The organism is Streptomyces sp. YIM S03343, assembly GCF_054729195.1.
Map to the genome: position 1 here is coordinate 407,998 of NZ_JBPUKX010000001.1, position 25,359 is coordinate 433,356.

At 72.5% G+C, this 25,359-nt stretch carries 19 protein-coding genes and 2 pseudogenes; 5 read left to right on the plus strand and 16 right to left on the minus strand.

All coding sequences use genetic code 11. The features are described 5' to 3' along the window. Positions 1-100 precede the first annotated feature (100 nt). A complete protein-coding gene (locus tag ACSYGN_RS01870) occupies positions 101-907 on the plus strand; it encodes a calcium-binding protein (protein WP_460391107.1) in 807 nt (268 codons plus the stop codon). A gap of 199 nt (positions 908-1,106) precedes the next feature. On the opposite strand, the pseudogene ACSYGN_RS01875 reads toward ACSYGN_RS01870, so the two are convergent. The 4 genes and pseudogenes from ACSYGN_RS01875 to ACSYGN_RS01890 form a co-directional block, all read right to left on the minus strand. Further along, positions 1,107-2,056 (minus strand): annotated as a pseudogene (locus ACSYGN_RS01875) (RNA polymerase sigma-70 factor). After that, on the minus strand, positions 2,053-2,232 hold the full coding sequence (locus ACSYGN_RS01880; protein WP_460391109.1) for a hypothetical protein: 180 nt from the start codon (positions 2,230-2,232) through the stop codon (positions 2,053-2,055). The pseudogene ACSYGN_RS01875 and the gene ACSYGN_RS01880 overlap by 4 nt, the downstream one beginning before the upstream one ends. Before the next feature lie 130 nt (positions 2,233-2,362). Continuing rightward, positions 2,363-3,298, minus strand: a complete 936-nt coding sequence (lgt, locus tag ACSYGN_RS01885; RefSeq protein ID WP_460391111.1) for a prolipoprotein diacylglyceryl transferase — start codon at positions 3,296-3,298, stop codon at positions 2,363-2,365. Between the two features lie 73 nt (positions 3,299-3,371). After that, positions 3,372-4,082, minus strand: a complete 711-nt coding sequence (locus ACSYGN_RS01890; protein WP_460391113.1) for an LmeA family phospholipid-binding protein — start codon at positions 4,080-4,082, stop codon at positions 3,372-3,374. Between the two features lie 306 nt (positions 4,083-4,388). Here ACSYGN_RS01890 and ACSYGN_RS01895 point away from each other — a divergent pair, with 306 nt between their 5' ends. Then, the gene (locus ACSYGN_RS01895; protein ID WP_460391115.1) at positions 4,389-5,258 is read left to right on the plus strand and encodes a DUF1963 domain-containing protein; all 870 of its coding nucleotides are present in this window, start codon (positions 4,389-4,391) and stop codon (positions 5,256-5,258) included. 30 nt (positions 5,259-5,288) lie between these two features. Here ACSYGN_RS01895 and ACSYGN_RS01900 read toward each other — a convergent pair whose 3' ends face one another. The 9 genes from ACSYGN_RS01900 to ACSYGN_RS01940 form a co-directional block, all read right to left on the minus strand. Continuing rightward, positions 5,289-5,588, minus strand: a complete 300-nt coding sequence (locus ACSYGN_RS01900) for a hypothetical protein (protein ID WP_460391117.1) — start codon at positions 5,586-5,588, stop codon at positions 5,289-5,291. Positions 5,589-5,625: 37 nt separating this feature from the next. Next, on the minus strand, positions 5,626-6,195 hold the full coding sequence (locus tag ACSYGN_RS01905) for a TetR/AcrR family transcriptional regulator (RefSeq protein WP_460391119.1): 570 nt from the start codon (positions 6,193-6,195) through the stop codon (positions 5,626-5,628). A gap of 95 nt (positions 6,196-6,290) precedes the next feature. Continuing rightward, positions 6,291-7,004, minus strand: coding sequence for an SDR family oxidoreductase (locus ACSYGN_RS01910; RefSeq protein WP_460403169.1), 714 nt, complete (start codon positions 7,002-7,004; stop codon positions 6,291-6,293). Between the two features lie 139 nt (positions 7,005-7,143). After that, positions 7,144-8,145 (minus strand): proline racemase family protein, encoded by a 1,002-nt coding sequence (locus tag ACSYGN_RS01915; RefSeq protein ID WP_460391121.1) that lies wholly within the window; start codon positions 8,143-8,145, stop codon positions 7,144-7,146. Between the two features lie 6 nt (positions 8,146-8,151). Then, the gene (locus ACSYGN_RS01920) at positions 8,152-9,081 is read right to left on the minus strand and encodes a dihydrodipicolinate synthase family protein (protein WP_460391123.1); all 930 of its coding nucleotides are present in this window, start codon (positions 9,079-9,081) and stop codon (positions 8,152-8,154) included. Between the two features lie 93 nt (positions 9,082-9,174). Further along, complete coding sequence (locus tag ACSYGN_RS01925) at positions 9,175-10,797, minus strand: FAD/NAD(P)-dependent oxidoreductase (protein WP_460391125.1); 1,623 nt, start codon at positions 10,795-10,797, stop codon at positions 9,175-9,177. Next, positions 10,787-11,137 (minus strand): (2Fe-2S)-binding protein, encoded by a 351-nt coding sequence (locus ACSYGN_RS01930; protein ID WP_460391127.1) that lies wholly within the window; start codon positions 11,135-11,137, stop codon positions 10,787-10,789. The genes ACSYGN_RS01925 and ACSYGN_RS01930 overlap by 11 nt, the downstream gene beginning before the upstream one ends. Beyond that, positions 11,134-12,321: an NAD(P)/FAD-dependent oxidoreductase gene (locus tag ACSYGN_RS01935; protein WP_460391129.1), complete on the minus strand. Its 1,188-nt coding sequence runs from the start codon at positions 12,319-12,321 to the stop codon at positions 11,134-11,136. Before ACSYGN_RS01935 ends, ACSYGN_RS01930 begins: the two co-directional genes overlap by 4 nt. Before the next feature lie 118 nt (positions 12,322-12,439). Then, the gene (locus ACSYGN_RS01940; RefSeq protein ID WP_460391131.1) at positions 12,440-13,117 is read right to left on the minus strand and encodes a GntR family transcriptional regulator; all 678 of its coding nucleotides are present in this window, start codon (positions 13,115-13,117) and stop codon (positions 12,440-12,442) included. Positions 13,118-13,291: 174 nt separating this feature from the next. Here ACSYGN_RS01940 and ACSYGN_RS01945 point away from each other — a divergent pair, with 174 nt between their 5' ends. From ACSYGN_RS01945 to ACSYGN_RS01955, 3 genes and pseudogenes are all read left to right on the plus strand, one after another. Further along, positions 13,292-16,198 carry an FAD-binding and (Fe-S)-binding domain-containing protein gene (locus ACSYGN_RS01945; protein WP_460391133.1) on the plus strand — a complete coding sequence of 969 codons (2,907 nt, stop codon included), beginning with the start codon at positions 13,292-13,294 and terminating at the stop codon, positions 16,196-16,198. A gap of 119 nt (positions 16,199-16,317) precedes the next feature. Continuing rightward, positions 16,318-16,766 (plus strand): annotated as a pseudogene (locus tag ACSYGN_RS01950) (pyridoxamine 5'-phosphate oxidase family protein). Positions 16,767-16,900: 134 nt separating this feature from the next. Beyond that, the gene (locus ACSYGN_RS01955; RefSeq protein ID WP_460391135.1) at positions 16,901-19,288 is read left to right on the plus strand and encodes an ATP-binding cassette domain-containing protein; all 2,388 of its coding nucleotides are present in this window, start codon (positions 16,901-16,903) and stop codon (positions 19,286-19,288) included. Between the two features lie 492 nt (positions 19,289-19,780). On the opposite strand, the gene ACSYGN_RS01960 is transcribed toward ACSYGN_RS01955, so the two are convergent. The 3 genes from ACSYGN_RS01960 to ACSYGN_RS01970 form a co-directional block, all read right to left on the minus strand. Further along, complete coding sequence (locus ACSYGN_RS01960; RefSeq protein ID WP_460391137.1) at positions 19,781-21,985, minus strand: bifunctional serine/threonine-protein kinase/ABC transporter substrate-binding protein; 2,205 nt, start codon at positions 21,983-21,985, stop codon at positions 19,781-19,783. 74 nt (positions 21,986-22,059) lie between these two features. Then, the gene (locus ACSYGN_RS01965; protein ID WP_460391139.1) at positions 22,060-24,204 is read right to left on the minus strand and encodes a bifunctional serine/threonine-protein kinase/ABC transporter substrate-binding protein; all 2,145 of its coding nucleotides are present in this window, start codon (positions 24,202-24,204) and stop codon (positions 22,060-22,062) included. Next, positions 24,204-25,139 carry a hypothetical protein gene (locus ACSYGN_RS01970; RefSeq protein WP_460391141.1) on the minus strand — a complete coding sequence of 312 codons (936 nt, stop codon included), beginning with the start codon at positions 25,137-25,139 and terminating at the stop codon, positions 24,204-24,206. Before ACSYGN_RS01970 ends, ACSYGN_RS01965 begins: the two co-directional genes overlap by 1 nt. Between the last annotated feature and the right edge of the window lie 220 nt (positions 25,140-25,359).

Below are 25,359 nucleotides of genomic sequence, written 5' to 3' on the forward strand. Positions count from 1 at the left end.
CGAGGACAAGGCGAACAGCAGGGCAACGGTCGGGGCGGTTCGGTGGTCGTAGGGAGTGACACAGTGCCGTGTCGCGGTGCTGTCATTCCTTGGAGGACCCATGAGCTTCACTCCTCGTTCCGGCAGATCTGCCGGCCGCATGGCGGCGAGCCGCGGCGCCGTGGCGGTGGCCGCCGCCGCGCTCGTGGCGGGCGTCGCCACCCCGGCGGGCGCCTCGCCGAGCACCGCGTCCGGCGACCCGGTGGTCACCGGTGCCGTGGTCAACAACGGGCACGACGTCATCGTGGGCACCACCAAGAACGTGACGTTCCCGGTCACGATCACCGGTTCCGACGACTCCGGGCTGGCCTTCGCCGACGCGGACCTCGTCGGCCCGCACTACGGCTTCTACAGCAACGACACGGCCTGCCAGACGCCGACGTCGTGCACGATGTCGTTCACCGTCAACGCCCATCTCGCCCCCGGCAGCGACGACCCGGTGGATCTGGCCAATGTCAACGCGGGTGTCTGGAAGGTCGACACCATCGTCGATGCCGTCGACGAGGGCTCGGCCTTCGCCTCCGGCGTGGCCACGTTCAGCCTCAAGCGCGCGGCGCAGCTCACGGTGAACGCCTCGCCGGAACCGGTGGCCAAGGGTGCCAAGATAACCGTCACCGGGAAGCTGGCGCGGGCCAACTGGGACACGTACAAGTACGCCGGATACGCGGGCCAGTCGGTGAAGCTCCAGTTCCGGCCCAAGAACAGCAGCACCTACACCACGGTCGCCACGGTGCGCACCAGCAGCACCGGCACCCTGCGCACCACGGTCAAGGCCGTCAAGGACGGTTACTGGCGCTGGAACTTCGCCGGCACCACGACCACCGGCCCGGCCAAGGCCGCCGGCGACTACGTCGACGTACGCCCCTGACAGATCCCGTCAACCAGTCCTCTCCCTAGGGCAGATCGCGAGACCTGACAGGCCCGGGCGCGGGCCCGGACGTACAGGACCGGCGCGCCTGGGCCGGCGCCCTGGAGGCGCTCACCGCGGTGGGGTGAGCACCGGAGCGGAGGACGGCCGGTCTGCGACCCGGGTCGCAGACCGGCCGTCACAGGACCGGCACGCTGTCCTAGGGGGCATCATCGGCGCCGGGATTCGAGGACGGGCTGCGGCGGGCCTCCTTCGCCTCCCGGGAGACGGTCCACGGGTCTGCCACCGGGCCGACGTGGTGAGTTTGTCGGGGTTGAGGACGGTGCGGATCGTCTGGATGCGGCCGTCGAGGATGTCCAGGGTCCAGGTGCCGATGATCTTGCCGTCGCGGTCGTGGAAGACGGCGCCCGGCTGGCCGTTGATCTCGTGCGGTGTGCACACCACGCCGATGCCGACGAGCGGCGGGGCGAGTGCGGCGAGGACGCGGGACACGTTCCCGGCGCCCACGACGCCCCGGGGCCAGCGCGGGGCCTTGCCGCCGCTGTCGCCGGTCAACTGCACATCGGCGGCGAGCAGTTCGCGCAGGCTGTCGACGTCGCCTTCTCGGAAGGCGTCGAGGAAGTGTCCGGCGAGTTCCTCGCGTTCCCTGCGGTCCGCCTCGAAGCGGGGGCGGCCGGCGTCCATGTGGCGGCGTGCCCGTACCGCGAGCTGACGGCAGGCCGGCTCCGAGCGGCCGACCGCGGACGCGATCTGCGGGAAATCGAAGCCGAACACCTCCCGCAGCACGAACACCGCCCGCTCCAGCGGGGTCAGCCGTTCCAGGAGGAGCAGGGCGGCCATCGAGAGGGAGTCGGCGAGTTCCGCCGAGCGTTCCGGGTCCTCGTACGGGTCGGTCAGGAGGGGCTCGGGGAACCAGGGGCCTACGTACGCCTCCCGCCGTACCCGGGCCGAACGCAGTACGTCGATCGAGATGCGGGTGACCACCGCCGAGAGGTACGCCCTGACGGACCTGGGCTCTGCCGCCGCTGTCTCCCAGCGCAGCCAGGTCTCCTGCACGGCGTCCTCGGCCTCGCTCACGCTGCCCAGGATCCGGTAGGCGATCGCGAACAGCAGCGGCCGCAGTTCCTCGAACTCCTCGGTCCGCGTCACGCCAGTTCCTCCTCGAAGCCCTGGCGCCACGAGGGGTGTCGAAGTTCCCAGCCCAGCAGCCGCTTGGCCTTGGCGTTGGAGAAACCGCGGCCCTCCGTCATCATCGTCACCGCCACGTCGCCGGCCAGCACCCGCGCCAGCCACACGGGAACCCTCAGCGGCGGTTTCGCACCCACGCAGGCCGCCAGGTGCGGCAGCCACTCGGCGGCCGGTGCAGCGACTTCATGGCCTTGGACGAGGCAGGGCGGCCGGATGTGACATCCGGAGGTGATCGGGGTGCCGGGTGAGCCGGCCGGGGGTGTCAGCTCACTGCGGGGCCGGCGTCGGCTCCGGCTCGGTGTCCTCCGCCGCCGGCGGCTCCTCCTCCGGTGCAGGGAGCTCCTCCGCCGTGACCCCGGTGTCGCCCTCTGCGGTCCCCGGCGGGTACGGCGCGTCGTCACCCGGGCGGGGTCCGCGGGACACGATCAGATAGGCGAGGGCGCCCAGGAAGAGGATCAGCGACACGTAGTCGTTCAGGCGCAGGCCCAGGAAGTGGTTGGCGTGGTCGATGCGCAGGGCCTCGATCCAGGCGCGGCCGACCGTGTAGGCGAGGACGTACGTCGCGAACAGGCGGGCGCGCCTGAGGCGCTGGTGGCCCCGGGCGTCGAGCCAGAGGAGCAGGGCCATGACGCCGAGGTCCCAGAGGGACTCGTAGAGGAACGTCGGGTGGTAGAGCGCGGTGGAGAGGCTGTCCACGGGGCGGTGGTCGAGGTCGATGCGCAGCGCCCAGGGCAGGTCGGTGGGGCGGCCGTACAGCTCCTGGTTGAACCAGTTGCCCCACCGGCCGACCGCCTGGGCGAGGACCAGGCCAGGCGCGACCGCGTCGGCGAAGTCGGCGAGCCGGACGCCTTTGCGGCGGCAGCCGAGCCAGGCGCCGAACGCGCCAAGTGCCACCGCGCCGGGGATGCCGAGCCCGCCGTCCCAGATGTAGAGGGCGTGCAGGGGCTGCTTCCCGGCGGCGAAGTACAGCTCGGGGTCGGTGACGACGTGGTAGAGACGGCCGCCGAGAACACCGAACGGTACGGCCCAGATCGCGATGTCCTCGATGTCCTGGCGGTGTCCGCCCCGGGCGGCCCAGCGGCGGCCCGTGAGCCATACGGCGACGAAGATGCCGGCCAGGATGCACAGGGCGTACGCCCGGATCGGCACCGGCCCCAGATGCCAGACGCCTTGCGACGGGCTGGGCAGGTACGCCAGTTTCATGGGCTCGACCGTTCTGTGCACATGCGGGACCGGTGCGCCGACCGGCGAGGACCCGCACGACACTACCGCGCGGCTACGGCTTCTTCTTCGCGGGCAGCGTGCTCTCGCCTCCGTCCAGGGTGACGGCCAGGCCGGTGCGGGTGACGTCGGTCTTCGTGACGCGCAGGCCCAGGGGATAGCGGGCCTCGGTGCGGTCGGTGAGGCGGGTTTCGAGGCGGTTCACGATCTTCTCCGGCGCGGGTTGCCCGAAGATCCGCACTTTGGTCAGGTGCATCGTCAGGCGGCCGTCCTCGATGTGCGGCTCCAGCACGGCCTGGCCAAGGCCGCCCTGGAGATCGAGGGTGAGGGTGTCGGCCTCGTCGTCGAGCCGTACGCCGGTGATGCGGAGGCGGCTGCCGGGGCCGTTCGCCAGGTCCTTCAGGGAGTCGGCGGGGATCTCGACATCGGCGTGGGTGTGGGCGACGGTGCCGGAATGTTTGCCGGTCATGCGGATGTCGACGAGGCGGGCGTGGAGGGACACGTCGGGGACACGGTCCACGGTGGCGTCATCGCTGCTGATGTCCACGGCGTCGAGGTGGCGGTCGAGCACGTCGAGCAGGGCCGGGCCGCCCTCGATCTCGATATCGCTGTCCTTGCCGAGGGTCCGCCCGGCCGCGGCGGCCAGGCGGTCGTGGAGCAGGGTCCGGGCGGCGAACTCGGCAATCGCGGTGGTCAGCAGCAGGGCGGCCAGCACGACGGCCGTGACGGAGACGGCGCGGTGCCGCCGGAAGGCGGATCGGATCACGGGCCGGATCGTCGTCATGGCTGGTCCCCCGAGGTGATCGGTTGTGTGGCCGTGCGGTGGCGTACGCACTCTCCGTCGTACCCTCGGCGCGCGCCGTGCTCTCCTGCTGCACCGCATCGGGCCACCACAGCCGCCGCCCCCTCCGCCCCCCCTCCGTTCCTTCCGTTCCTTCCGGGACGGCCGGGCGACCGGAGCTGATTCCCCGTCACGGCACCTTACTGGTACCGGACTTGCCGAATCACCTGGTCACCCGGAGGCAAGGGGCCTCAGGCCCGCTCTGTGGCCGCCCGCCCCTATGGTTCTCCCATGACTCCGGAAATGCTGGACAGGCTGGGTCCGTTCCGTGACGAGGCGCTGAAGCGGGGGGTGCCTGCGGACGATGTGGAGCGGTGGATACGTCTCGCCCGTCCGTGCGCGACGCTGGCTGCAGACCGGGACGGGCAGGGGCCTGTCGTGGGCCGCTTCGGAGGTCCGGTGCTGCTGCCCGCCGACGAACCGGACCCGTGGTTCCCCCTGGTCGCCTCCATCGACTGCGCGGCGCTGCCCGAGGGCGCGACGGACCTCCCGCTGCCGCGCGACGGGCATCTGCTGCTGTTCGCGTTCCTCGAATTGCCGTACGACTGCTGGAGTTCCGTGGGTGAGGTGGTGTACGTCCCGGCGGGCGCGGACGTCACGGAGCGCCCGAAGAACCCGCGCTTCTACGCCGAGCACCCGGACATCACGGAGATCAGCGAGGCCTATCCGCAGGGCCCGCTACGTATGACGGCCGATGTGTCCCTGCCGTACCACGCGTGGGTGGACATGGCCGAACCCCCTTACGCCGCGCCGCTTCCCGGGCACCCGCGCTCCGAGGAACTCGTAGAGGTGTGGTCGGACACCTGCGGCGCCGTGGCCTCCGACGGACCGTTCCAGGTGGGCGGGTACGCCGGCGAGGAGTGCACGGAGACCGATCCCGTCGTGACGGCGGCGCAGTTCGCGGCGGAGGCGGAGCGCAGGGGCGGCCGCCCCGGGCCCGGCACGGATCCGGGCGACGCCGCGGACTGGGTGCTGCTGGCCGACTGGCACCCCGGGATCGACGGCAGGGAGGGCGCCACGATCCACTGGGCGATCCGCCGAGACGACCTGGCGGCCCGCCGCTTCGACCGGGCTCACGCGACGTTCTTCTGGAATCCCTGACCAGGCCGTGCCAGCCGGGCGGCGGGGTGCCTATCCGGCGGCAAGCAATTCCCTTGCCAGCGCCCGGAGTTCGTAGTCCGGGTGGCCGTCCCTGCGGCCCAGCTGCTCGGTGAGCTTGCGGAGCGGGGAGAAGGAGAAGGCGCGGAGGGTGGGGCGCAGGTCGTCGGGGGTGTGACCGATGGCGGCCAGGGCCTTGAGGGCACGGAGTCCACAGGGCTGGGGCTCACCAGTTCGGTGAGGACGGGGACGGCGCGGTCCGTGGAACCGGTGATCCAGTGGTGGGCCTCGGCAGCCGCCAGCCGGCTCCAGGCGGCTCAGATCGATCAGCACTGACAGCGATGCCTTCCTCCGGCGCCGTCAGCGCACGTCAGTGCACGCCCGCCGCGTCCAGCAGTGTCCCGGCCATCGGGATGAGCAGGTCCTGGAGGCTTTCCGCGCCGATGCCGGCCCGGGCGCTGGCCCCGTCGAAGAGGAGGGTCAGCTGGCGGGCCAGGAGGGTGGGGTCGGTGGCGCCGGCTCGGGTGGCCTGCTCGTGGAAGTAGTCGGTGAGGGTTTGTTTGGCCTTGCGGGCGACCCGGCTGGCGGGGTGGTCCGGGTTCTTGAGTTCGATCTGTACGGCCAGATACGGGCAGCCGTGGAACTCCGGTTCCGTGGACTGCGACTGGAGTTGTTCGAAGACGTACAGGATGTGCTCGCGCGGCGAGGCCTGGTCCCCGGGGGTGGGGACGAGCCTCGCCGCGTAGGCGGCGGCGCGGCGGTCCAGGCTTGCCGCGAGCAGGTCGTCCTTGCTCTCGAAGAGCTGGTACATCGAGCGCTTGGACACGCCCGCCGCCTTGCACAGCGCCTCGACACCGATGCCTACGCCCTCGGTATAGGCGAGGTCGGCGGCCGCCTCCAGCAGCCGGTCGCGGGAACTGGGCTTCGGGTCCGTGGTCATGGTGGGAGGCTAGCTTCCTTCCGGCCGACGTGGAGAACGATCGGTTTACGTTGGTTGCTGTCGGTTCACATCGGGCCGCATTGGGTTACATCGGGTTACGGGGCGGTCATTGCGGCCAGCTGCTGGTAGAGGGCGGTCAGGTCTGCCGACAGGGCGTTCTTGACCTGGCGGGTGATGTCGTCGGCCAGGACCTCGTGCGCGCCCGACTCGACGCCGTCCAGCGCCGCCGCGGCGATGTCCCGCGGGCTGGACTTCGGGGCGTCGATGCCCGCCGTCATGTCGGTGTCGACGAACGCCATGTGCAGTCCCGTCACAGCGATGCCGCGCGGGCGCAGCTCCAGTCGCAGGGCGTTCGTCTGGGCCCAGAATGCGGACTTGGAGGCGCTGTAGCTGCTGCCGTCGGCCAGCCAGGACAGCACGGAGTGCACATTGAGGATGTGGCCGCCGCCGTTGGCCTCGATGACCGGCACGAACGCGCGGGTCAGCAGGAGCGGTCCGTAGAAGTTGGTCTCGAACTCACGGCGCATGTCGTCGAGCGGGGATGTCAGGAAGCGCGCTCCGGTGGCGAGGCCCGCGTTGTTGATCAGGACGGTTACGTCCTGCGCCTGCGCGGCAGCCGCGGCCACCGAGCCGGGGTCCGTCACCTCCAGCGCGAGCGGGACAGCGTCCGGGTGGGTCACGGTGCGCGGGTCGCGGGCGGTCGCGTAGACCTTGCGAGCGCCACGTTCGTACGCCTCCTCGACCAGCGCCTTTCCTATCCCACGGCTTCCGCCGGTGACAAGGACGACGGAGTTCTTGATCGCGGTCATGGTCATGGTCATCTCCAGAGTTCCAGATGCACGGAGGGGCGACACCGCCCAGGAAACCGATCGGTTTCCACTTAGAGTAAACCGATCGGTTTCCATCTGCCAAGCAGGGATGTCCGGAGACGGCGGGATCAGAGATCGCTCAGAATGCGAAGCCCTCCTGGAACGGGTCGGTCGGGTCAAGGAGGTACTGAGCCGTCGCGGTCACCCAGGCCCGGCCGGTGATCGTGGGGATCACCGCGGGAAGGCCGGCCACCGTGGTCTCCTCGACCAGGCGGCCGATGAAGCGGGTGCCGATGAAGGACTCGTTCACGAAGTCCTGGTCCAGGGGCAGTTCACCGCGCGCCCACAGTTCCGCCATTCGCGCCGAGGTGCCCGTGCCGCACGGGGAGCGGTCGAACCAGCCCGGGTGGATGGCCATGGCGTGCCGGGAGTGGCGGGCGTCGGAGCCGGGGGCGATGAACTCGACGTGGTGGCAGTGGTCCACGCCCTCGATCTCCGGGTGCTTCGGCGGCGCCTGCTCGTTGACCGCCCGCATGATCGCCAGGCCCGCGTGCAGGATGTCGTCCTTGCGGGCGCGGTCGAAGGGCAGGTGTACGGCGTCCAGGTCGACCATCGCGTAGAAGTTGCCGCCGAAGGCCAGCGAGTACGGCACACGGCCGAGTCCGGGCACGTCCACCTGCTCGTCGAGCCGTACGCAGTACGACGGCACGTTCTCCAGCGTCACCGCCTCCGCGTGCCCGTCACTGACCCGGACGCGGGCCGTGACCAGCCCGGCGGGCGTGTCCAGCCGGATCGTGGTCACCGGCTCCGCCACCTCGACCATGCCCGTCTCGACGAGGACCGTGGCCACGCCGATCGTGCCGTGCCCGCACATCGGCAGACAGCCGGAGACCTCGATGAACAGCACCCCGACATCGGCGTCCGGACGGGTCGGGGGCTGGAGGATCGCACCGCTCATGGCGGCGTGCCCGCGCGGTTCGTTCACCAGCAACCGGCGGACATGGTCCAGGTGTCGGATGAAGTACAGCCGCTTCTCGTTCATCGTGGCGCCCGGGACGACGCCCAGGCCGCCGGTGACGACCCGGGTGGGCATGCCCTCGGTGTGCGAGTCGACCGCCGAATAGAGACGTGCGCTGCGCATCGCGGGTCACCCGTCCTTCGGCTCGCGGGCCGACAGTGCGTCCATCGCCTGCCGCATCTGGGCGCGGATCGTCTTCTCGTGGTCGGGGGTGAGCGGTCCGCGGGGCGGGCGGCACGGGCCGCCGTAGCGTCCGGCGATGTCCATGCACAGTTTGATGGCCTGCACGAACTCGGTGCGCGAGTCCCAGCGGAAGAGCGCGACGAGGCGTCGGTAGAGGTCGCGGGCCTCGGCGTGGCGGCCGGTCGTCAACAGGTCGTAGAGTTCGGCCGATTCGGCCGGGAACGCGTTCGGGAAACCCGCGAACCACCCCACGGCGCCGTCCAGCATCAGCTCCATCATCACGTCGTCGGCGCCCGCGATCACACCGATGTCGCACAACTCCGCGATCTCGAAGGCCCGTCGCACATCACCGCTGAACTCCTTGACCGCCACCACCCCTTCGATCGCGGCCAGTTCGGCGACGAGCGGCGGGGTGAGGTCGACCTTGGTGTCGACCGGGTTGTTGTACGCCATCACCGGCAGGCCCGCCGCGGCGATCTGCGTGTAGTGCTCGACGAGTTGGGAGGTGGTCGCGCGGTACATCGTCGGAGGCAGGGCGAGAACGCCGTACGCGCCGTCCTCCGCCGCCAACTCCGCCCAGCGGCGCGCCTGGTGCCAGCCGGGGGCATGCACCCCGGCGACCACGACGCCCCGGTCGCCCACGGCCTCGACGGCGACCTGCACCACCTTGCGGCGCTCGGCGTCGGTGAGGGAGGAGTACTCGCCGAGCGAGCCGTTCGGGCCGACCCCGCGACAGCCGTTGGAGATCAGCCAGTCGCAGTGCTCGGCGTAACGGTCGTAGTCGACGGCCAGTCCGGCGGGGGCGGCGGGGTCCTCACGGTACGGAAGGGCGGTGGCGACGATCACGCCACGGAGGTTGCGGACGGGGGCGGTCATGGTGGGGCGGGTCCTTTCGGGGCGACGGGGAATGTGCGCGGGCGGACCGGGGGGCTCAGGGCTGGATGTGGGCGGGCCTTGGCCAAGGTGGCATCACACCGGGGGCGTGGCTGGGCTGGACGGGTCGGGCGAACTGGCCGGGTCGGGCGGACCGGGTGGGACGGGCGGACCAGGTGGGACGGGCGGACCAGGTGGGACGGGCGGACCGGGTGGGACGGGCGGACCGGGTGGGACGGCAGAGTTGGTCTCCTCGGCCCCCTCGGCCGATTCCGGCGCCGACGCCGCTCCCGCCAACTCCCCCAGCCGCACCGGCATCACGATCGGCCGTCGGTCGGTCGTCGTGTCGCCCAGCAGCGCACCGCCCGGAGCATGGTGGGCCAGCAACTGTTCCACCGTGCGCCCGCACATCCTCCCCTGGCAGATGCCCAGCCCGGCACGGGTGCTGAGCTTCAGCGCGCGCAGCCCCTGCGAGGCCGTTGCCCCGGTGACCGCTCTCAGCGTGCCCACGGTGACTTCCTCGCAGCGGCACACCACCGTGCTGTCCTCCAGCCACCCCGTCCAGCCGGGCCGGATGCCGTGCGCCGCCTCGATGCGGGCGGCGAAGGCGGTGAGCCGCCGTCTCCGGGAACGGGCGCCACGTACGGCCGGGTCGGCCGGGTCGCCCCCGGCCGCGCAGTGGCCGGCCAGCGCGCCCTCGGCCAGGGCGAGGTCCGCACCGCCGATCCCGGTGATCTCCCCCGCCGCCCAGACGCCGGGCACCGACGTACGCCCGCCCTCGTCCACGGCGACCACCCGGTCCGCGGTGAGCGCGCAGCCCGCCGCCAGCGCCAGTTCGAGGCGCGGGGTGAAGCCGTGGGTGACGCACACCGCGTCCACGGCGAGACGCCGCTCGGTGCCCGGCAGCGGAGCCCACTCCTCGTCCACGCGGGCCACGGTGACCGCGGTGACCCGGTCCTTCCCGTGGGCCGCGGTCACGGCCCAGCCGGTCCGGTACGGGATGCGGTGCCGCACCAACCCGCCGACGTATCCGGCGAGTTCGGCGGCCTTGCCCGCGGCGCCGAGCAGCCGCCAGGGCCTCGGCAGCCAGCCGCGTGCCAGTCGCGCGGGCCCTGCGGCCTCCAGTACGGCGACCACCGCCGCCCCCGTCTGCGTCAGCGACGCCGCGACCGGCAACAGGAACGGACCGGCCCCGGCCACCAGCACCCGTCGCCCCACCGCGACCCGCTCCCCCTTGACGAGGGCCTGCGCGGCACCGGCAGTGAACACCCCGGGCAGATCCCAGCCCGGGAAGGGCAGAGTCCGGTCGTGCGCCCCGGTGGCCAGCACCAGCGCGTCCGGCGTGAACGTCTCCGCCGTACGCCGCACCCCGTCGGCCGGGCCGCTCAGCACATGCACCGTCGCCGCACCGGTCGTACCACCCCGCTCCAGCGCCCACACCTGCGCACCGGTCAGCACCCGGCAGCCAGGGTCGGCGGTCAGCCGCTGCCGCAGCCGCTCGAAGCGGTGCCATCCGTGGTGCAGCACCTCCTCCCGGGCGGCCGGGCGCCCGGGAGGCAGGTGGCGCCAGTACTGACCGCCCATGTCGTCCTCGGCGTCGAGCAGCACCACCCGCACGCCCGCGGCCCGGGCCTGCACGGCGGCGGCGAGACCCGCGGGACCCGCGCCCACGACCAGCACCTCACGCACGTCATGCACCTCACCTGCCTCACCCACCATCCCTGTCCTCCTCCCTGTCCACCGGCACGGGCAGGGCGTCGTGCTGGACGGTGACCACGTCGCCCTGCTCCGCCCGCCGCCGGCAGGCCCGCACATCGCGGACGCCGTTGACGGTGACCAGGCAGTCGAAGCACACCCCGATCCCGCAGAACACCCCACGCGGACGGCCCTCGCGCGAGGTACGCCGCCATGCGGTGATCCCTGCGGCCAGGGCGATGCAGGCGATGGTCTGCCCGGCGATCCCGGTCAGCGGACGGCCGTCGAAGGTGATCTCCACCAGGCCGGAGTGCCCGGTGGGCTGCGCCGGATCCCGGTCCGGGGGTACGGCGAAGGACGTCATCGCCCCACCTCCGCGCTCGGGTTCAGAGCGAACCTGCCCGGGGCGTACGGCGCGGGGTCCAGGGCGGGTGGGCGGCCGAGCAGCAGCGCGGCGAGCAACTCCCCGGTGGCCGGGGCAAGTCCGATGCCGGCGCCTTCGTGCCCGGTCGCGTGCCACAGGCCGGGCAGCCGGGGGTCGGGGCCGATCACCGGCAGATGGTCCGGCAGATAGGGGCGGAACCCGCCGTACGTCCGCATGACCGCCGCCGAGGCCAGGAAGGGGAACAACGCGACGGCCTTGGCGGCCAGTTGGCGCAGGACGTCCACACGCAGCCGGTCGTCGAAGCCGACCCGCTCGCGGGAGGATCCGATCAGGACGGTCCCTGCGGCGGTGCTCTCGACGACGCTGGACGTGCGCAGTCCCGCATCGCCCGCCTCGACGGCACCCACGTAGTCCGCGTCGTAGACCTTGTGGCGGACGCGGTGCGGCATCCGGGTGGTGACCAGGACCATGCCCCGGCGGGGCTGGATGGGCAGGTTCACACCCAGCCGGGCGGCCACCTCCCCGGACCAGGGTCCGGCCGCCACGACCACCTGTCCGGCGGGCACCGGTCCGGCGTCGGTGAGCACTCCGGTGAGGCGTCCGCCCGCCGTCAGCGGGCCGGTGACCTCGGCTCCGATACGTACGACCGCGCCGTGCCGACGGGCGGAGGCGAGCAGCGCCTCGGCGGCGGCGACAGGCTGTACCTGGGCGTCCTGCGGATAGTGGACGGCCGCCGCGATCGCGGGGTTGAGGTGGGGTTCGAGGCCGAGGGCCTGCCGTGGGGTCAGTTCTACGGCGGTGACGCCCGCGTCGCGCTGGGCGGCGGCGAAGGCCAGCAGCCCGTCGGCGTCGGCCGCTGTGGCCGCGGCGACGATACCGCCCTTGGGCTCGTACTCAGGGGACGGGAAGCCTGCTCCGAGTTCGTCGGCCAGCTCGGTGGCCAGGTTCCGCCAGAGGTGCAGGGAGCGCTGGGCCAGGATCAGTTCAGGGCCCGGGGCCTTGTCGGAGAGCAGGAGGTTGCCCTCGCCGCTCGCCGTGGTGCCCGTGTTCGCGGGGCCCCGGTCCAGCACGGTGACCCGGGCACCGGCCACGGCCAGCGCCAGGGCGACGGCGGCACCGATGATGCCCGCCCCTACGACCACCACATCGGGAGTGCTGTTCAAGGGGTCTCACCTCCGCCGCCACAGAGCCGATCCGTCAGTAAAATGTCACACCTCACTGGGCATCACAAGAGTGCCCCGCAGCGCACCCGGTGCCCGCCGGAGGTCGGCAACAGGCTCGCTACCGCTCCGGCCGCCCCGCCCACCAGCCGAGGACATGGCCGATGTGCCGTGCGGTCAGCGCCTCGGCCGCCGCCCCGTCACCGGCGCACAGCAGGTCGAGCAGCGCGTGGTGCTCCTCGGCCGACTCGATGAGCTCCCGGGTGCCGACCAGCTCGGCCAGCCCGGTCAGCCGGGTCTGGGAGCGCAGCTCGGCCGCGATCCGCGTCAGCCGGGTGTTGCCGTGCATCTCCAGCAGGGCCAGATGGAACGCCGTGTCGGCCGCCAGATACGCGCCCAGCTCGCCGCGCCGCGCACCGTCGACGATGGCGTCGGCGAGGCCGCGCAGGGCCGGTGTCCGGGCGCCGTCGAAGCGGCTCGCGAGGTCACGCAACGCGGGCGGCTCCAGCATGCAGCGCACCTCGACGATCTCCCGCAGCTCGCGCTCGCTGACGCCGGTCACCCGGAACCCCTTGTTCCGTACGGTCTCGACGAAGCCGCGCTTCTCCAGGTTGAGCATCGCCTCGCGCACCGGGGTCGCCGACACCTCGAACCGGGCGGCCAGCGTGGGCGCCGAGTACAGCTGTCCCGGCGGCATCTCGCCGGAGACGATCGCGGCGGCTATCGCCTGCTCCACCCTCTCCCGCAGACTGGCCGCGGGTTTCATCGGCCTGACCGCGTCGATCGGGACCTCCGCCATCGGTTCCTCCCCAAGGTGTGCGGCAGGCGCCCCGCACGTACGAACGGCGGTACGGCGGGCACGGCACGCCACGGCGTCCGGCGTCACGGCGCCATGTCACATATTCTTCCAAACCCGTGACCGCGACCGTGGAGGAGCGAGCACCGTGACCGCGACGGCGAGGGAACGAGCCCGGTGACCGCGACCGCGCAGGGTGCCGGTGCCCCCGGCCCGGCCGACGTGGCCGAGGCCCTCCGCCGGGGCGGCTGCGGGGAGGTCGCGGGCGACGCGGGGCGCAGGGCGCAGTACGCCGCCGACGCCTCGAACTACCGGCAGGTCCCCCTCGCCGTGGTCTTCCCCCGTGAACGACGGCATGTGCTCGGCGCGCTCGCCGTGTGCCGTCGGCTGGGCGTGCCGGTCACCTCGCGCGGGGCGGGCACCAGCACCTCGGGGCAGGCGGTCGGCGCGGGTGTCGTGCTCGACTTCTCCCGGTACTTCAACCGGCTGCTCGCCCTGGACCCCGAGGCCCGTACGGCGACGGTGGAACCGGGCATCGTCCTGGACGACCTCCAGTCGGCGGCGGCCGCGCACGGTCTGGTGTTCGGGGCGGATCCCTCCACCCACAGCCGCTGCACGCTGGGCGGCATGATCGGCAACAACGCGTGCGGGACGCATTCGCTGGCCTGGGGACGGACAGCGGACAATGTCGAAGAACTGGAGGTCGTCACCTACCGCGGGACGGTGCTGCGTCTGGGCGCGATGACGCGGGACGAGATCGACGCGGCCGTCGCCGAGGGCGGTGAGCGGGGCCGGATCATCGGCGCGCTGCACCGACTCGCGGAGGATCATCTGGCGCTGATCCGCACGGAGTTGGGGCGGTTCCCGCGTCAGGTGTCCGGCTACGGTCTCGAACATCTGCTGCCCGAGCGCCGGTTCGATCTGGCGCGGGCATTCGTCGGCGGCGAGGGCACGCTGGGCGTCGTCCTGTCGGCGACGGTACGGCTCGTGCCGCCCCCGCCCGCACGGGTGTTGGTGGTCCTCGGGTTCCGTGACGCGGGGGCCGCCGCCGACGCCGTACCCGCACTGCTGGCGCACCGGCCGCTTGCCCTGGAGGGGCTGGACCAGGCACTGACGGACATCGTCACCCGGCCCGAGACCCGCGCGGCCATCGACACCCTGCCCGCCGCCCGGGCCTGGCTGTTCGCGGAATTGGGTGGAGACGACGGTGAACCCCCTGAGCAGGCCCGGGCGTTGGTGAGTGCGGCCGGACGCGCCGCCGGGTTCACCGGGGGCGAGATCGTCGGCGATCCGGCGCGGGCACGGCAGTTGTGGCGGGTCCGGGAGGACGGGGCGGGTCTCGCGACACGGCTCCCCGACGACAGCGAGGCATGGCCGGGGTGGGAGGACTCGGCGGTGCCGCCCGCGCGACTGGGGTCGTATCTGCGCCGGTTCACAGCTCTGCTCGAACGGTACGGGCTGCACGGCGCCGTATACGGTCATTTCGGCGAGGGCTGCCTCCACGTACGCATCGACTTCGGCTTCGGTACGGCCGAAGGCACCGCCGCCTTCCGTGCGTTCGTCACCGACGCCGCCCGGCTGGTCGCCGAGCACGGCGGATCGCTGTCCGGTGAACACGGCGACGGACAGGCCCGCTCCGAGCTGCTGCCGCTGATGTACGGGCCCGAAGTCATCGCCTTGTTCGAGGAGTTCAAGTCGGTCTGGGACCCCGACAACGGTCTCAACCCGGGGATGATCGTGCACCCGCTGCCGGTCGACGCCAACCTGCGCGTCACCCCGGACCGCGCGCCCCTCCCCCTCGCCACGGTCTTCCCCTACGCCGAGGACGGCGGCGACTTCGCCAAGGCCACCCGCCGCTGCGTCGGCGTCGGCAAGTGCCGTAGCGCCGCGCACCGGGGCGATGTGATGTGCCCCAGCTACCGGGTCACCCTCGACGAGAAGGACTCCACCCGGGGCCGCGCCCGGCTGCTGTACGAGATGACACGGGGCGGGCTGATCACCGGCGGCTGGCGGTCCGAAGAGGTCCGCGAGGTGCTGGACCTGTGTCTGTCCTGCAAGGGCTGCTCCGTGGACTGCCCGGTCGGCGTGGACGTGGCGACGTACAAGTCGGAGTTCCTGCACCACCACTACAAGGGACGGATCCGTCCCGCCTCGCACTACAGCATGGGCTGGCTGCCGCTGCTGTCGCGTGTCGCCGCCCGTGCGCCGCGCGCCGTGAACGCGGTCACCGCTTCGCCGCTCGCACCGCTGCTCAAGCGGCTGGGCGGGATCGCTCCCGAGCGTGATGTGCCGCGGTTCGCGCGGCGGACCTTCCTCGACTGGTTCCGCTCCCGTGCTCCCGAGGGGGACGGGGTGCGCGGGCCGGTGGTGCTGTGGGTGGACTCGTTCGGCAACCACTTCGCCCCGGAGGTCCTGCGGGCCGGAGTACGGGTCCTGGAGCACGCCGGGTACCGCGTCCAGGTGCCCGACGGCACCCAGTGCTGCGGGCTGACCTGGATCACCACCGGCCAGCTCGGCGTGGCCCGGCGTGTCGCGCGCCGCACGGTGACGGCCCTCGGCCCTGCCGTCCGGGCAGGCATCCCTGTCGTCGGCCTGGAGCCCAGTTGCACCGCGGCGCTCCGCACCGATGTGCCCGCCCTCCTGCACGCCGACACCGGCACCGGCACCGACGCCCGGGCGCTCACCGACGCCACCCTCACCCTCGCCGAGCTGCTGCTGACCCGCACCCCCGGCTGGCAGCCCCCTCAGGTCGGCGGGCGCAGCATCAGCCAGACCCACTGCCACCAGCACGCCACCGCGGGCTTCGGCGCGGACCGTACGCTGCTGGCGGCCATGGGCGTCGACAACGACAGCCTGGACTCGGGCTGCTGCGGGCTCGCAGGAAACTTCGGCTTCGAGCGGGGCCACTACGACGTGTCGGTCGCCGCCGGTGAGCAGGTGCTGCTCCCCGCCGTACGGGACGCGGCCCCCGACACGGTCGTCCTCGCCGACGGCTTCAGCTGCCGTACGCAGATCGCCCAGCTCACCGACCGGCGTGCGGTGCATCTCGCCGAGCTGATCGCGGGGGCGCTGGACGACCGGTGAGCGGGGCGGTCACAGACCGATCAGTATTCGAGAAGCGCTCGCCGCCGGTCCGCGGCTAGCGTGACCGCCGTGGACACCCTTTCGCACCGGACGCCCCCGGCCCACCGCGGGCCGCGCTGATGGCCGCCGCCCGCTCCCGCGCCCGGCGGCGCCAGGACACCGAGCACCGGCTCGGCCATGACATCGACCTCTGGGTCGCCAGCGCCTCCGCGGACGGCGCACCGTATCTCGTACGCTGTCCTTCGACTGGGACGGCGAGACACTGCTGATGGCCACCCCGGCCACCAGCCCCACCGGCCGCAATCTGGCGGCGGGCCGGACGGTCCGGCTGGGACTCGGCCCCACCCGTGACGTGACGCTGATCGAGGGCGACGTCGAGGTGCTGGAGCTGGACGCGCTGGCGCCGGAGCGCGCCGGGCGGTTCGCGGAGCGCACCGGCTTCGATCCGCGTGACTCGGCCACGACGTACCGTTGGTTCCGCGTCTCCCCGCGCCGTGTCCTGGCCTGGCGCGAGGAGAACGAGCTGTCCGGCCGCGAACTGATGCGTGACGGCCGCTGGCTGGTGTGACACCCCGGCGCGCCGCGCTGTCCCCTGAGGGAGGCCGTGCCGCCGTGGGCCGCGCGGGCGGCACCCGACGAGAATTCCGGCCCCCCGGGCCCGCAGTGCCCGGACCTGTCCGAACCCGAACATATGGAGAGACCATGACCAAGGCCACGCGGGCGGGCAGCCCGTCCATCGCCCCGCATGTCGCCGACAGCCACGATCTGATCCGTGTGCACGGGGCACGCGAGAACAATCTCAAGGACGTCAGCATCGAGATCCCCAAGCGCAGGCTGACGGTGTTCACCGGCGTGTCGGGCTCGGGCAAGAGCTCGCTGGTGTTCGACACGATCGCCGCGGAGTCGCAGCGACTGATCAACGAGACATACAGCGCGTTCATCCAGGGCTTCATGCCGACGCTGGCCCGGCCCGACGTCGATGTGCTCGACGGGCTGACCACCGCGATCATCGTCGACCAGCAGCGGATGGGCACCGATCCGCGCTCCACCGTCGGCACCGCCACCGACGCCAACGCGATGCTGCGCATCCTCTTCAGCCGGCTCGGCAAGCCGTACATCGGCTCGCCCAAGGCGTTCTCCTTCAACGTCGCCTCGATCAGCGGGGCGGGGGCGGTCACCGTCGAGCGGGCGGGGCGGACGGTCAAGGAGCGGCGCAGCTTCAGCATCACCGGCGGTATGTGCCCGCGCTGCGAGGGCCGGGGCACGGTCACCGACTTCGACCTGACCCAGCTCTACGACGACAGCAAGTCGCTGAACGAGGGCGCGCTGACCATCCCCGGGTACAGCATGGACGGCTGGTACGGCCGGATCTACCGGGGCTGCGGCTTCTTCGACCCGGACAAGCCGATCCGCAAGTTCACCAAGCGGGAGCTGCACGACCTGCTCCACAAGGAGCCGACCAAGATCAAGGTCGAGGGCATCAATCTGACGTACGAGGGACTGATCCCGAAGATCCGCAAGTCGATGCTCTCCAAGGACATCGACGCGCTCCAGCCGCACATCAGGGCGTTCGTGGAGCGGGCGATGGCGTTCAGTGTCTGCCCGGAGTGCGGTGGGACCCGGCTGAGTGAAGCGGCCCGGTCCTCGAAGATCGACGGGGTCAGCATCGCCGACGCCTGCGCAATGCAGATCAGCGACCTGGCGGAATGGGTGCGCGGGCTCGACGAGCCGTCGGTCGGGCCGCTGCTGACGGCGCTCGGGGAGACCCTGGACTCGTTCGTGGAGATCGGCCTCGGCTATCTCTCGCTCGACCGGTCCTCGGGCACGCTGTCCGGCGGGGAGGCGCAGCGCACCAAGATGATCCGCCATCTCGGCTCCTCGCTCACCGACACCACGTACGTCTTCGACGAGCCGACCATCGGTCTGCACCCGCACGACATCCAGCGGATGAACGGCCTGCTGCGGCGGCTGCGGGACAAGGGGAACACGGTGCTCGTCGTGGAGCACAAGCCGGAGACGATCACGATCGCCGACCATGTGGTCGATCTCGGTCCCGGCGCGGGCACGGCGGGCGGGTCCGTGTGCTTCGAGGGCACGGTGGAGGCGCTGCGGACCAGCGGCACCGTCACCGGGAGGCACTTCGACGACCGCGCTGCCGTCAAGGAGTCGGTGCGCAAGCCCACCGGGGCGCTGGAGATCCGCGCCGCGGCCACCAACAATCTGCGCGAGGTCGACGTGGACATCCCGCTCGGGGTGCTCACCGTGATCACCGGGGTGGCCGGATCCGGGAAGAGCTCGCTGGTGCACGGGTCCATCCCGGCGGGCGCCGGAGTGGTGTCGGTGGACCAGGGTGCCATCCGCGGCTCGCGGCGCAGCAATCCGGCGACGTACACCGGGCTGCTCGACCCGATCCGCAAGGCGTTCGCCAAGGCCAACGGGGTGAAGCCGGCGCTGTTCAGCGCCAACTCCGAGGGCGCCTGCCCCAACTGCAACGGCGCGGGCGTCGTCTACACCGACCTCGCGATGATGGCCGGGGTCGCCACCACCTGCGAGGTGTGCGAGGGCAAGCGGTTCGACGCGTCGGTGCTGGAGCACCGGTTCGGCGGGCGGGACATCACCGAGGTGCTGGGGATGTCGGTGACCGACGCCGGGGAGTTCTTCGCCGCCGGTGAGGCGCATGTGCCGGCCGCGCACCGCATCCTGGGGCGGCTGGCCGACGTGGGGCTCGGCTACCTCAGCCTCGGGCAGCCGCTCACCACGCTGTCCGGGGGTGAGCAGCAGCGGCTGAAGCTGGCGACGCACATGGCGGAGAAGGGGGGCGTGTACGTCCTCGACGAGCCGACGGTCGGTCTCCATCTCGCGGATGTCGAGCAACTGCTCGGGCTGCTGGACCGGCTGGTCGACTCGGGGAAGTCGGTGATCGTGATCGAGCATCACCAGGCCGTGATGGCTCACGCGGACTGGATCATCGACCTCGGGCCGGGGGCGGGGCATGACGGGGGGCGGGTGGTGTTCGAGGGGACGCCGGCGGAGCTTGTCGCTTCGCGCTCGACGTTGACGGGGGAGCACCTGGCGACTTACGTCGGGTAGAGGCCCTGGGAGCGGCGGGCGGTCGTCGTTTGTCCTCGGGTGCGTTGTGGCTGATCGCGCAGTTCCCCGCGCCCCTTAGGGCGTGTTTCGAAAGTAGCGCCGGCCGCCCGAAGGGCGGGCCCTGCGGCGTCTGGTGCGTGCGATCGCAAGGCGGAGGGTCGCCCTCGTACTGGGCGTACGTGGGCGATCCCGACAACACAGCCGGGGGCACCCCCTGCTCGTCAGAGCTTGGGGGAGTGCGTGCCAGGCGTCGCAGGGCAGGCGGGACTTTCGAAACACGCCCTAGGAGTTGTCCTGCCCGGCGACACCGAGTCATCCGGGGCGGGTGGTTTCTGTCTGCGGGTGCGTTGTGGCTTGTCGCGCAGTTCCCCGCGCCCCTGGGGAGTTGTTCTGTCGGCGATGCCAAGGCACCCGGGACGGGTGGCCTTCTGGCTGCGGGTGCGTTGTGGGCTGATCCAGCCCGGCGATGCCAGGGCACCCAGGGCGCCTGGTTCAGTGGACTTGGTCGTAGCGGCCCAGGTAGTGGTACGTGTTGTTCTTGACCTGGTAGAGGAAGCTCGTCTTCGGGGGGTTCAGTAGGTGGGTGCCGTCCTGGGCGAAGGTCAGGGGTTTGGCCACGCCGTTGTAACTCGTGCGGAAGAGGCGTTCCGTCAGCCGGCCGGGGGTGACGGTGGTGGCTGGGCCAATGGCGGTGATGGTGCGGGCTATCAGGCCCACGGCGTCGTATGCCTCGGCGGACCAGCGGGCGGGTGGGGTGCCGTAGCGGGCTCGGTGGGCGGCGGTGAACGCCTTGGCGGCCTTGGTCGTCGCCGACTGCGGCTCGGTGAAGGGGGCGCCGAAGACCCAGCCCTCGGCGGCCTGTCCGGCCGCGGTGAGGAAGGCGGGGGTCATCACGGGGTCGATCGTGGCCTTGGCTCCGGTGAAGCGGGCGGCGGCCAGTGCTCGGGCGCAGGCCGCCGCGCGGGCCGGTGAGGTGCCTGCGTAGACGACCGCCTGCGGGTGAGTGGCCAGGGCCTGGGCTACGGCCGGGGCGAAGTCGGCCGTCCCCGCGGCGGTCCGGTGGACGGTGACGGTGCCCGCATGGGGCGGCACACCGCTCAGTTCCCGACTGACGCTGCGGGACGCGGCGCCCGCCGCCTCGTCCTCGACGACCGCCGTGCGGGGGCTGGGGTGGTTCACGGTGAGGTAGGAGACGAGGGGCAGGGTCCGTGCGTCGTCGGACGCCCGTGTCACGCACAGCGAGCGCAGCCGGCTGATGGACAGGCCCGCCGCCCCGTTGTCGACCGACACCAGCACCACCGGCAGGGACGCGGCGCAGTAGAGCGGTACGGCGGCAGCGGCGCCGGTGATCGTGGTGGGGCCGACGACCGCCAGGACGGACGGCTGCGCCAGCAGCCGACGGGCCGTGGCGCGGGCGCGGTCGGCGTCGCCCCGGTCGTCGTGGACGGAGAGGGTGAGACGGAAGGGGGCGTTCTCGCGGGCGTTGTGGGCGGCAACGGCGAGTTGCGCGCCGTGCTCCTGCGCCTGGCCCACCGTCTTCTGGGCGCCTGTCAGGTCCGCATGCAGGGCCAGGGTGTGTGTCGGTGTGCCACTCCGGGCGCCGCCCGTCGTGGCGTTGCGCCGGTTCAGCAGGACGGCGGTCGCGCCGCCGGACACGGCCAGTACGGCGGCCGCGGAGCCGCCCGCCGCGAGGAGGCGACGGCGTGACGGGCGGCGTGGGTCGTCCGTCCCGGGCCGCTCGGGCGGCTCGGTGCGGGGCGGCGGGTCGAGGGCGCGGGCGGAGCGTTCGGCGACGAGTCGGAGCACGGCGGGCGGCAGCCAGTCGGCGGAGGCGGGATCCGGGAGGCTGCCGTCACAGCCCTCGTCCCGGTGTTCCGGGCCGATGGCAGTGGTCAGCGCACGGTGGAGGTCGGTCGCCGTGGGGCGGTGCTCGGGGGTCTTCGCAAGGCAGGCGGTGATCAGCTCCTGCAGGGGCTGCGGGAGCCGGTCGAGGCCGGTGAGGTCGGGGGGTTCGTGGACGGTGCGGTACAGCACGGCGGCCGGTTCGCCGGTGCCGAAGGGGCGGCGCCCGGTGGCGGCGTGGACCAGGACACAGCCCAGCGAGAACATGTCGCTCGCCGGTCCGGGCTCGCCGCCGTGGGTGCGAGCCTGCTCGGGGGCCAGATAGCCGGGGGTGCCGACGACCGCGTCCTGCGCGGTGAGCGCGGTCACCCCGGCGTCCTTGGCGATGCCGAAGTCGATGAGCCGGGGCCCGTCGGGGGCGAGGAGGATGTTGCCGGGTTTGACGTCCCGGTGCACGAGTCCCACCGCGTGCAGTTCGCCCAGAGCCTCGGCCAGCCGGGCGCCGAGGGCGACGACGGTGCCGACGGGCAGCGGGCCGAGCGCGTCCACCGCCTCGGCCAGCGACGGCCCCGGTACGAACGCGGTGGCCAGCCACGGCTCGCGGGCCTCGGGGTCCGCGGCGGTCACCGCGACCACCCAGCGGCCAGTGAGCCCGGTCGCCAGCCGTACCTCGCGCCGGAACCGGGCGCGGAAGGCGGGGTCGGCCGCGAACCCTGCGCGGATCACCTTCAGCGCGACCGGTGTGCCCTCGGCCGTACGGGCCAGATAGACCGTGCCCATGCCGCCCGCGCCGAGCCGGGCGAGCAGCCGGTGCCCGCCCAGGCTCTCGGGGTCCTCGGCCCGCAGTGCCCGCATCCCGCCGCTCCCGTTCCACCGCCCGTGTCCTGCCCCTGTCCTGCTGTGTCCTGTCCTGCCCTGTCCCGTGCCCGTCAGGAGCCGGACAGGTCGACCGGGCCGACGTGGACGAAGCGGCCGTTCTCGACCCGGTAGAGCTGCACCAGCCGGGTGACGAGCTTCTTGTCCTTGTCGAAGACGTACATGGTGACCAGCCCCTGGTACCTGGACTTGGCGAGGGCGTCGGTGAGCTGGGCCCGGCTGGGGCGGCCGCCGTTCTTCGCGAGCGCGGTGAGCCGGTCGGCGACCAGGCCGGCGACGTCGTAGGCCTCGGCCGCCCAGGTGCCGGGGGCGGTGCCGTAGCGCTTGCGGTAGGCCGTGCTGAAGGGGCGCAGACGTGCGTCGGCCGGGTCGAGGTACGGGGCCAGGGCCTGCCAGCCGTCGGCGGCGGTGCCCGCGGCGGAAAGGAACGCGGGGGTGGCCGACGGGGTGTCGAGGAACCGGGGTCCCTTGAAGCCCCGTGCGGCCAGGGTGCGGGCGAGCCCGGCGGCACGCTCGGGGGTGCCGCTGTAGTAGAGGCCGTCGACGCCGTGGCCGAGCATGTCGGGTACGACGGCGGACACATCGGGCGCGAGGGCGGGTACGACCCGGGAGTACAGGCCGGCGGAGCTGTTGCCGGCCACGCTGTGGGTGATGTTGACGAATTCCATGCCGGTGATCCCGCCCGCCCGGTCGACCAGCAATCCCAGGCGCCGGCTGCCCTGCGCCTTGAGGGAGATCACAGTCGCGAGGGCGGCGTACGCGGCGAGCGGCGCGGCCCTGAAGTAGTACTTCGGCTGGGCGAGCAGCGCCGACTGCACGGCGGAGACGGAGAGTTCGGACACGGTGAGCAGCGGCATCCCTGCGCTCTCGTAGACCTCCAGGGCACCCTGTGCGGAGGTGTAGCCGGTGGGGCCGAGGACGGCGAGCACATCGGGGTCGGCGACCATCTGCCGGGCGACGGTGCGGGCCCGGGCGGAGTCGCCGTGGTCGTCCATCACGCGCAGGGTGAGGGTGAACGGCTTGTCCTCGCGCGCGTTGAACCGGTCGACCGCGAGCCGCACGGCCCGCTCCTGCGTGGTACCGGAGTCCTTGAGGGGGCCGCTGAGGTCGGCCTGGACGCCGACGGCCCACGTGCGGCCCGTGGCCGTCTTCCCCGGCTTGCCGTCGTCGCGCAGCACCGCCCACAGGGCCGTGCCACCGCCCGCGGCGAGCAGGGCCGCGCCGCCGGCGGACAGGGCGAGCATCCGGCGGCGGCCGGGCCCGGCGTCACCGTCCGGAGTCCCGGAGACCTCGGTCGGTTCGATGCCTGGCAGGGCGAGCATCTGCGCGGAGCGGTCGGCGACCATGCGGACGACCGGGTCCGGGAGCCAGTCGATGGATCCGGCGGGGGTGTCCTCCACCAGTTCGGCGTCGAGCGCGGCGAGGGCGGGCCGTTCCTCCGGGTCCTTGGCGAGGCACCGCTCCAACAGGTCCCGGAGTTCGTCGTCGGCGACCCCGGCGAGGTCGGGCCGGTCGTGGACGGTGCGGTAGAGCAGCGCCTCGGCGGCACCGGTGCCGAACGGCGGGCGTCCGGTGGCCGCGTAGGCCAGTACGCAGCCGAGCGAGAACACGTCGCTCGCCGGGCCGACCGGCAACGCCCGTGCCTGTTCCGGGGCGAGGAAGCCGGGGGTGCCCACAACCACACTGTCGGAGGTGAGTTCGGTCTCGTCGGCGGCGATCGGCCGGGCGACGCCGAAGTCGATCAGCCGGGGTCCGTCCAGCGCGAGGAGGACGTTGCCGGGTTTGACGTCCCGGTGCACCAGTCCGGTCCCGTGTACGGCCTCCAGGGCCCGCGAGAGGATCTTGCCCAGCACCCGTACGACCCGCGGCGGGAGCGGCCCGCACTCCAGGACGGCCTCGGCAAGCGACGGGCCCGGTACGAACGCAGTGGCCAGCCAGGGCGCGGGGGCCTCGGTGTCGGCGTCCAGGACCCGCACCACCCACGGGCTGTCCACACCGCGTGCGGAGGCAGCCTCGCGGTTGAACCGGGCGCGGAACTCGGGCTGTTCGGCGAACTCGGGCTGGATCACCTTGACGGCGGCGAGTTCCCCGGCCGCGGAACGGGCCAGGTACACCACTCCCATACCGCCCGCGCCGAGCCGCCCGAGCAGCCGGTGGCCGCCGAGGCGGGAGGGGTCGGTGGGAAGCAGGCGCTCCATCACGAACCCTCCTTCGTGCTCGGTGAGTCCTTCGCGCCGGGCTCGGTGGCCGCCGTGCCGGAGGCACCGGGCGACGCGCTCGTTCGTTTGCCGCCGGTGTCGTGCGGCAGCCCGAGCTCGTTCTCCACCCGCAGCAGCATCGTGGGCAGCACATCGTCGAACAGGGCGCTCAACTCCGCCTCGGTCCAGCCCCGGCCGCCGCACACCGAGGTGCCGCTCACCACCGGGCCCTGGAGCGCCTGCTGCCACCAGTACGGGTAGGGACCGCCGTTGGTGTCGCTGACGCACTCACCGCTCTCCAGCAGCATGTCGTCGGCGCTGACGTTGTTGCCCTCGCCGCGGGCGAGCGACAGGGAGACCAGCCCTGTGAGACGTTCACCCTGCCGCTGGGTCTGCTCGTCGCAGGCGAGGGCCTCCTGGAGCATTCCGGCCTGCTGCCAGGACGCGTCGAGCGCGCTGCGGTGCACGGTGACCGTCGCCGTCAGGCGCACCGGGCCCTTCTTCGCGGAGGCGGGCACCTCGAAGCGGCGGGTCCGCGTGGCCAGTACGTCCGCGGGCCGCCGCTCAAGACGCCACAGGCAGTCCTCCCCCAGGACCGCCATCTGCGCGGGATCGCGTTCGTACGGGTTCGCCTTGCGCACCCCGGTGCCGAACAGGTCTGGGCCCGCCATGACCTTGCCGATCAGTGCCTCGGCCTGCGCGGCGGTCCTCGGCTGCTTCGCCGGGTCGCCGGAGCCGGAGCCTGAGCCGGAGGCTGAGGCCGAGGCTGAGCCGGAGGCCGGAGCCGAGGTGCTCCCGCCGGCGGAGGGTGCCACCGACCCGGCCGCCGTGGCCCTGCCGCCGCGCCCGCCGTCCGAGCCGTCCGTGCACCCCAGCAGCAGGGTCCCGCACGCCGCCAGCATGCCGCTCACCCGCAGTGCTCTCGCATACGTCACGACACCGCCCGCCCCCTCTTCCCCCTGGATGGCCCTGCGTTCCGGCCGCTGCCGCAGTGTCCGCCCATGGTCCGAGGGCGGTCGGCCACGCGGCCGCCTCATGCCCGTACCGATGCGCCCGGGGCACCGGACGGTTCCCGGCATCCGGAACGGACACCGGGTTCACCAGTACCTCACAGGAACGCGCCGATCCTACCGCCGACTTCGCCAACTTCCCCCA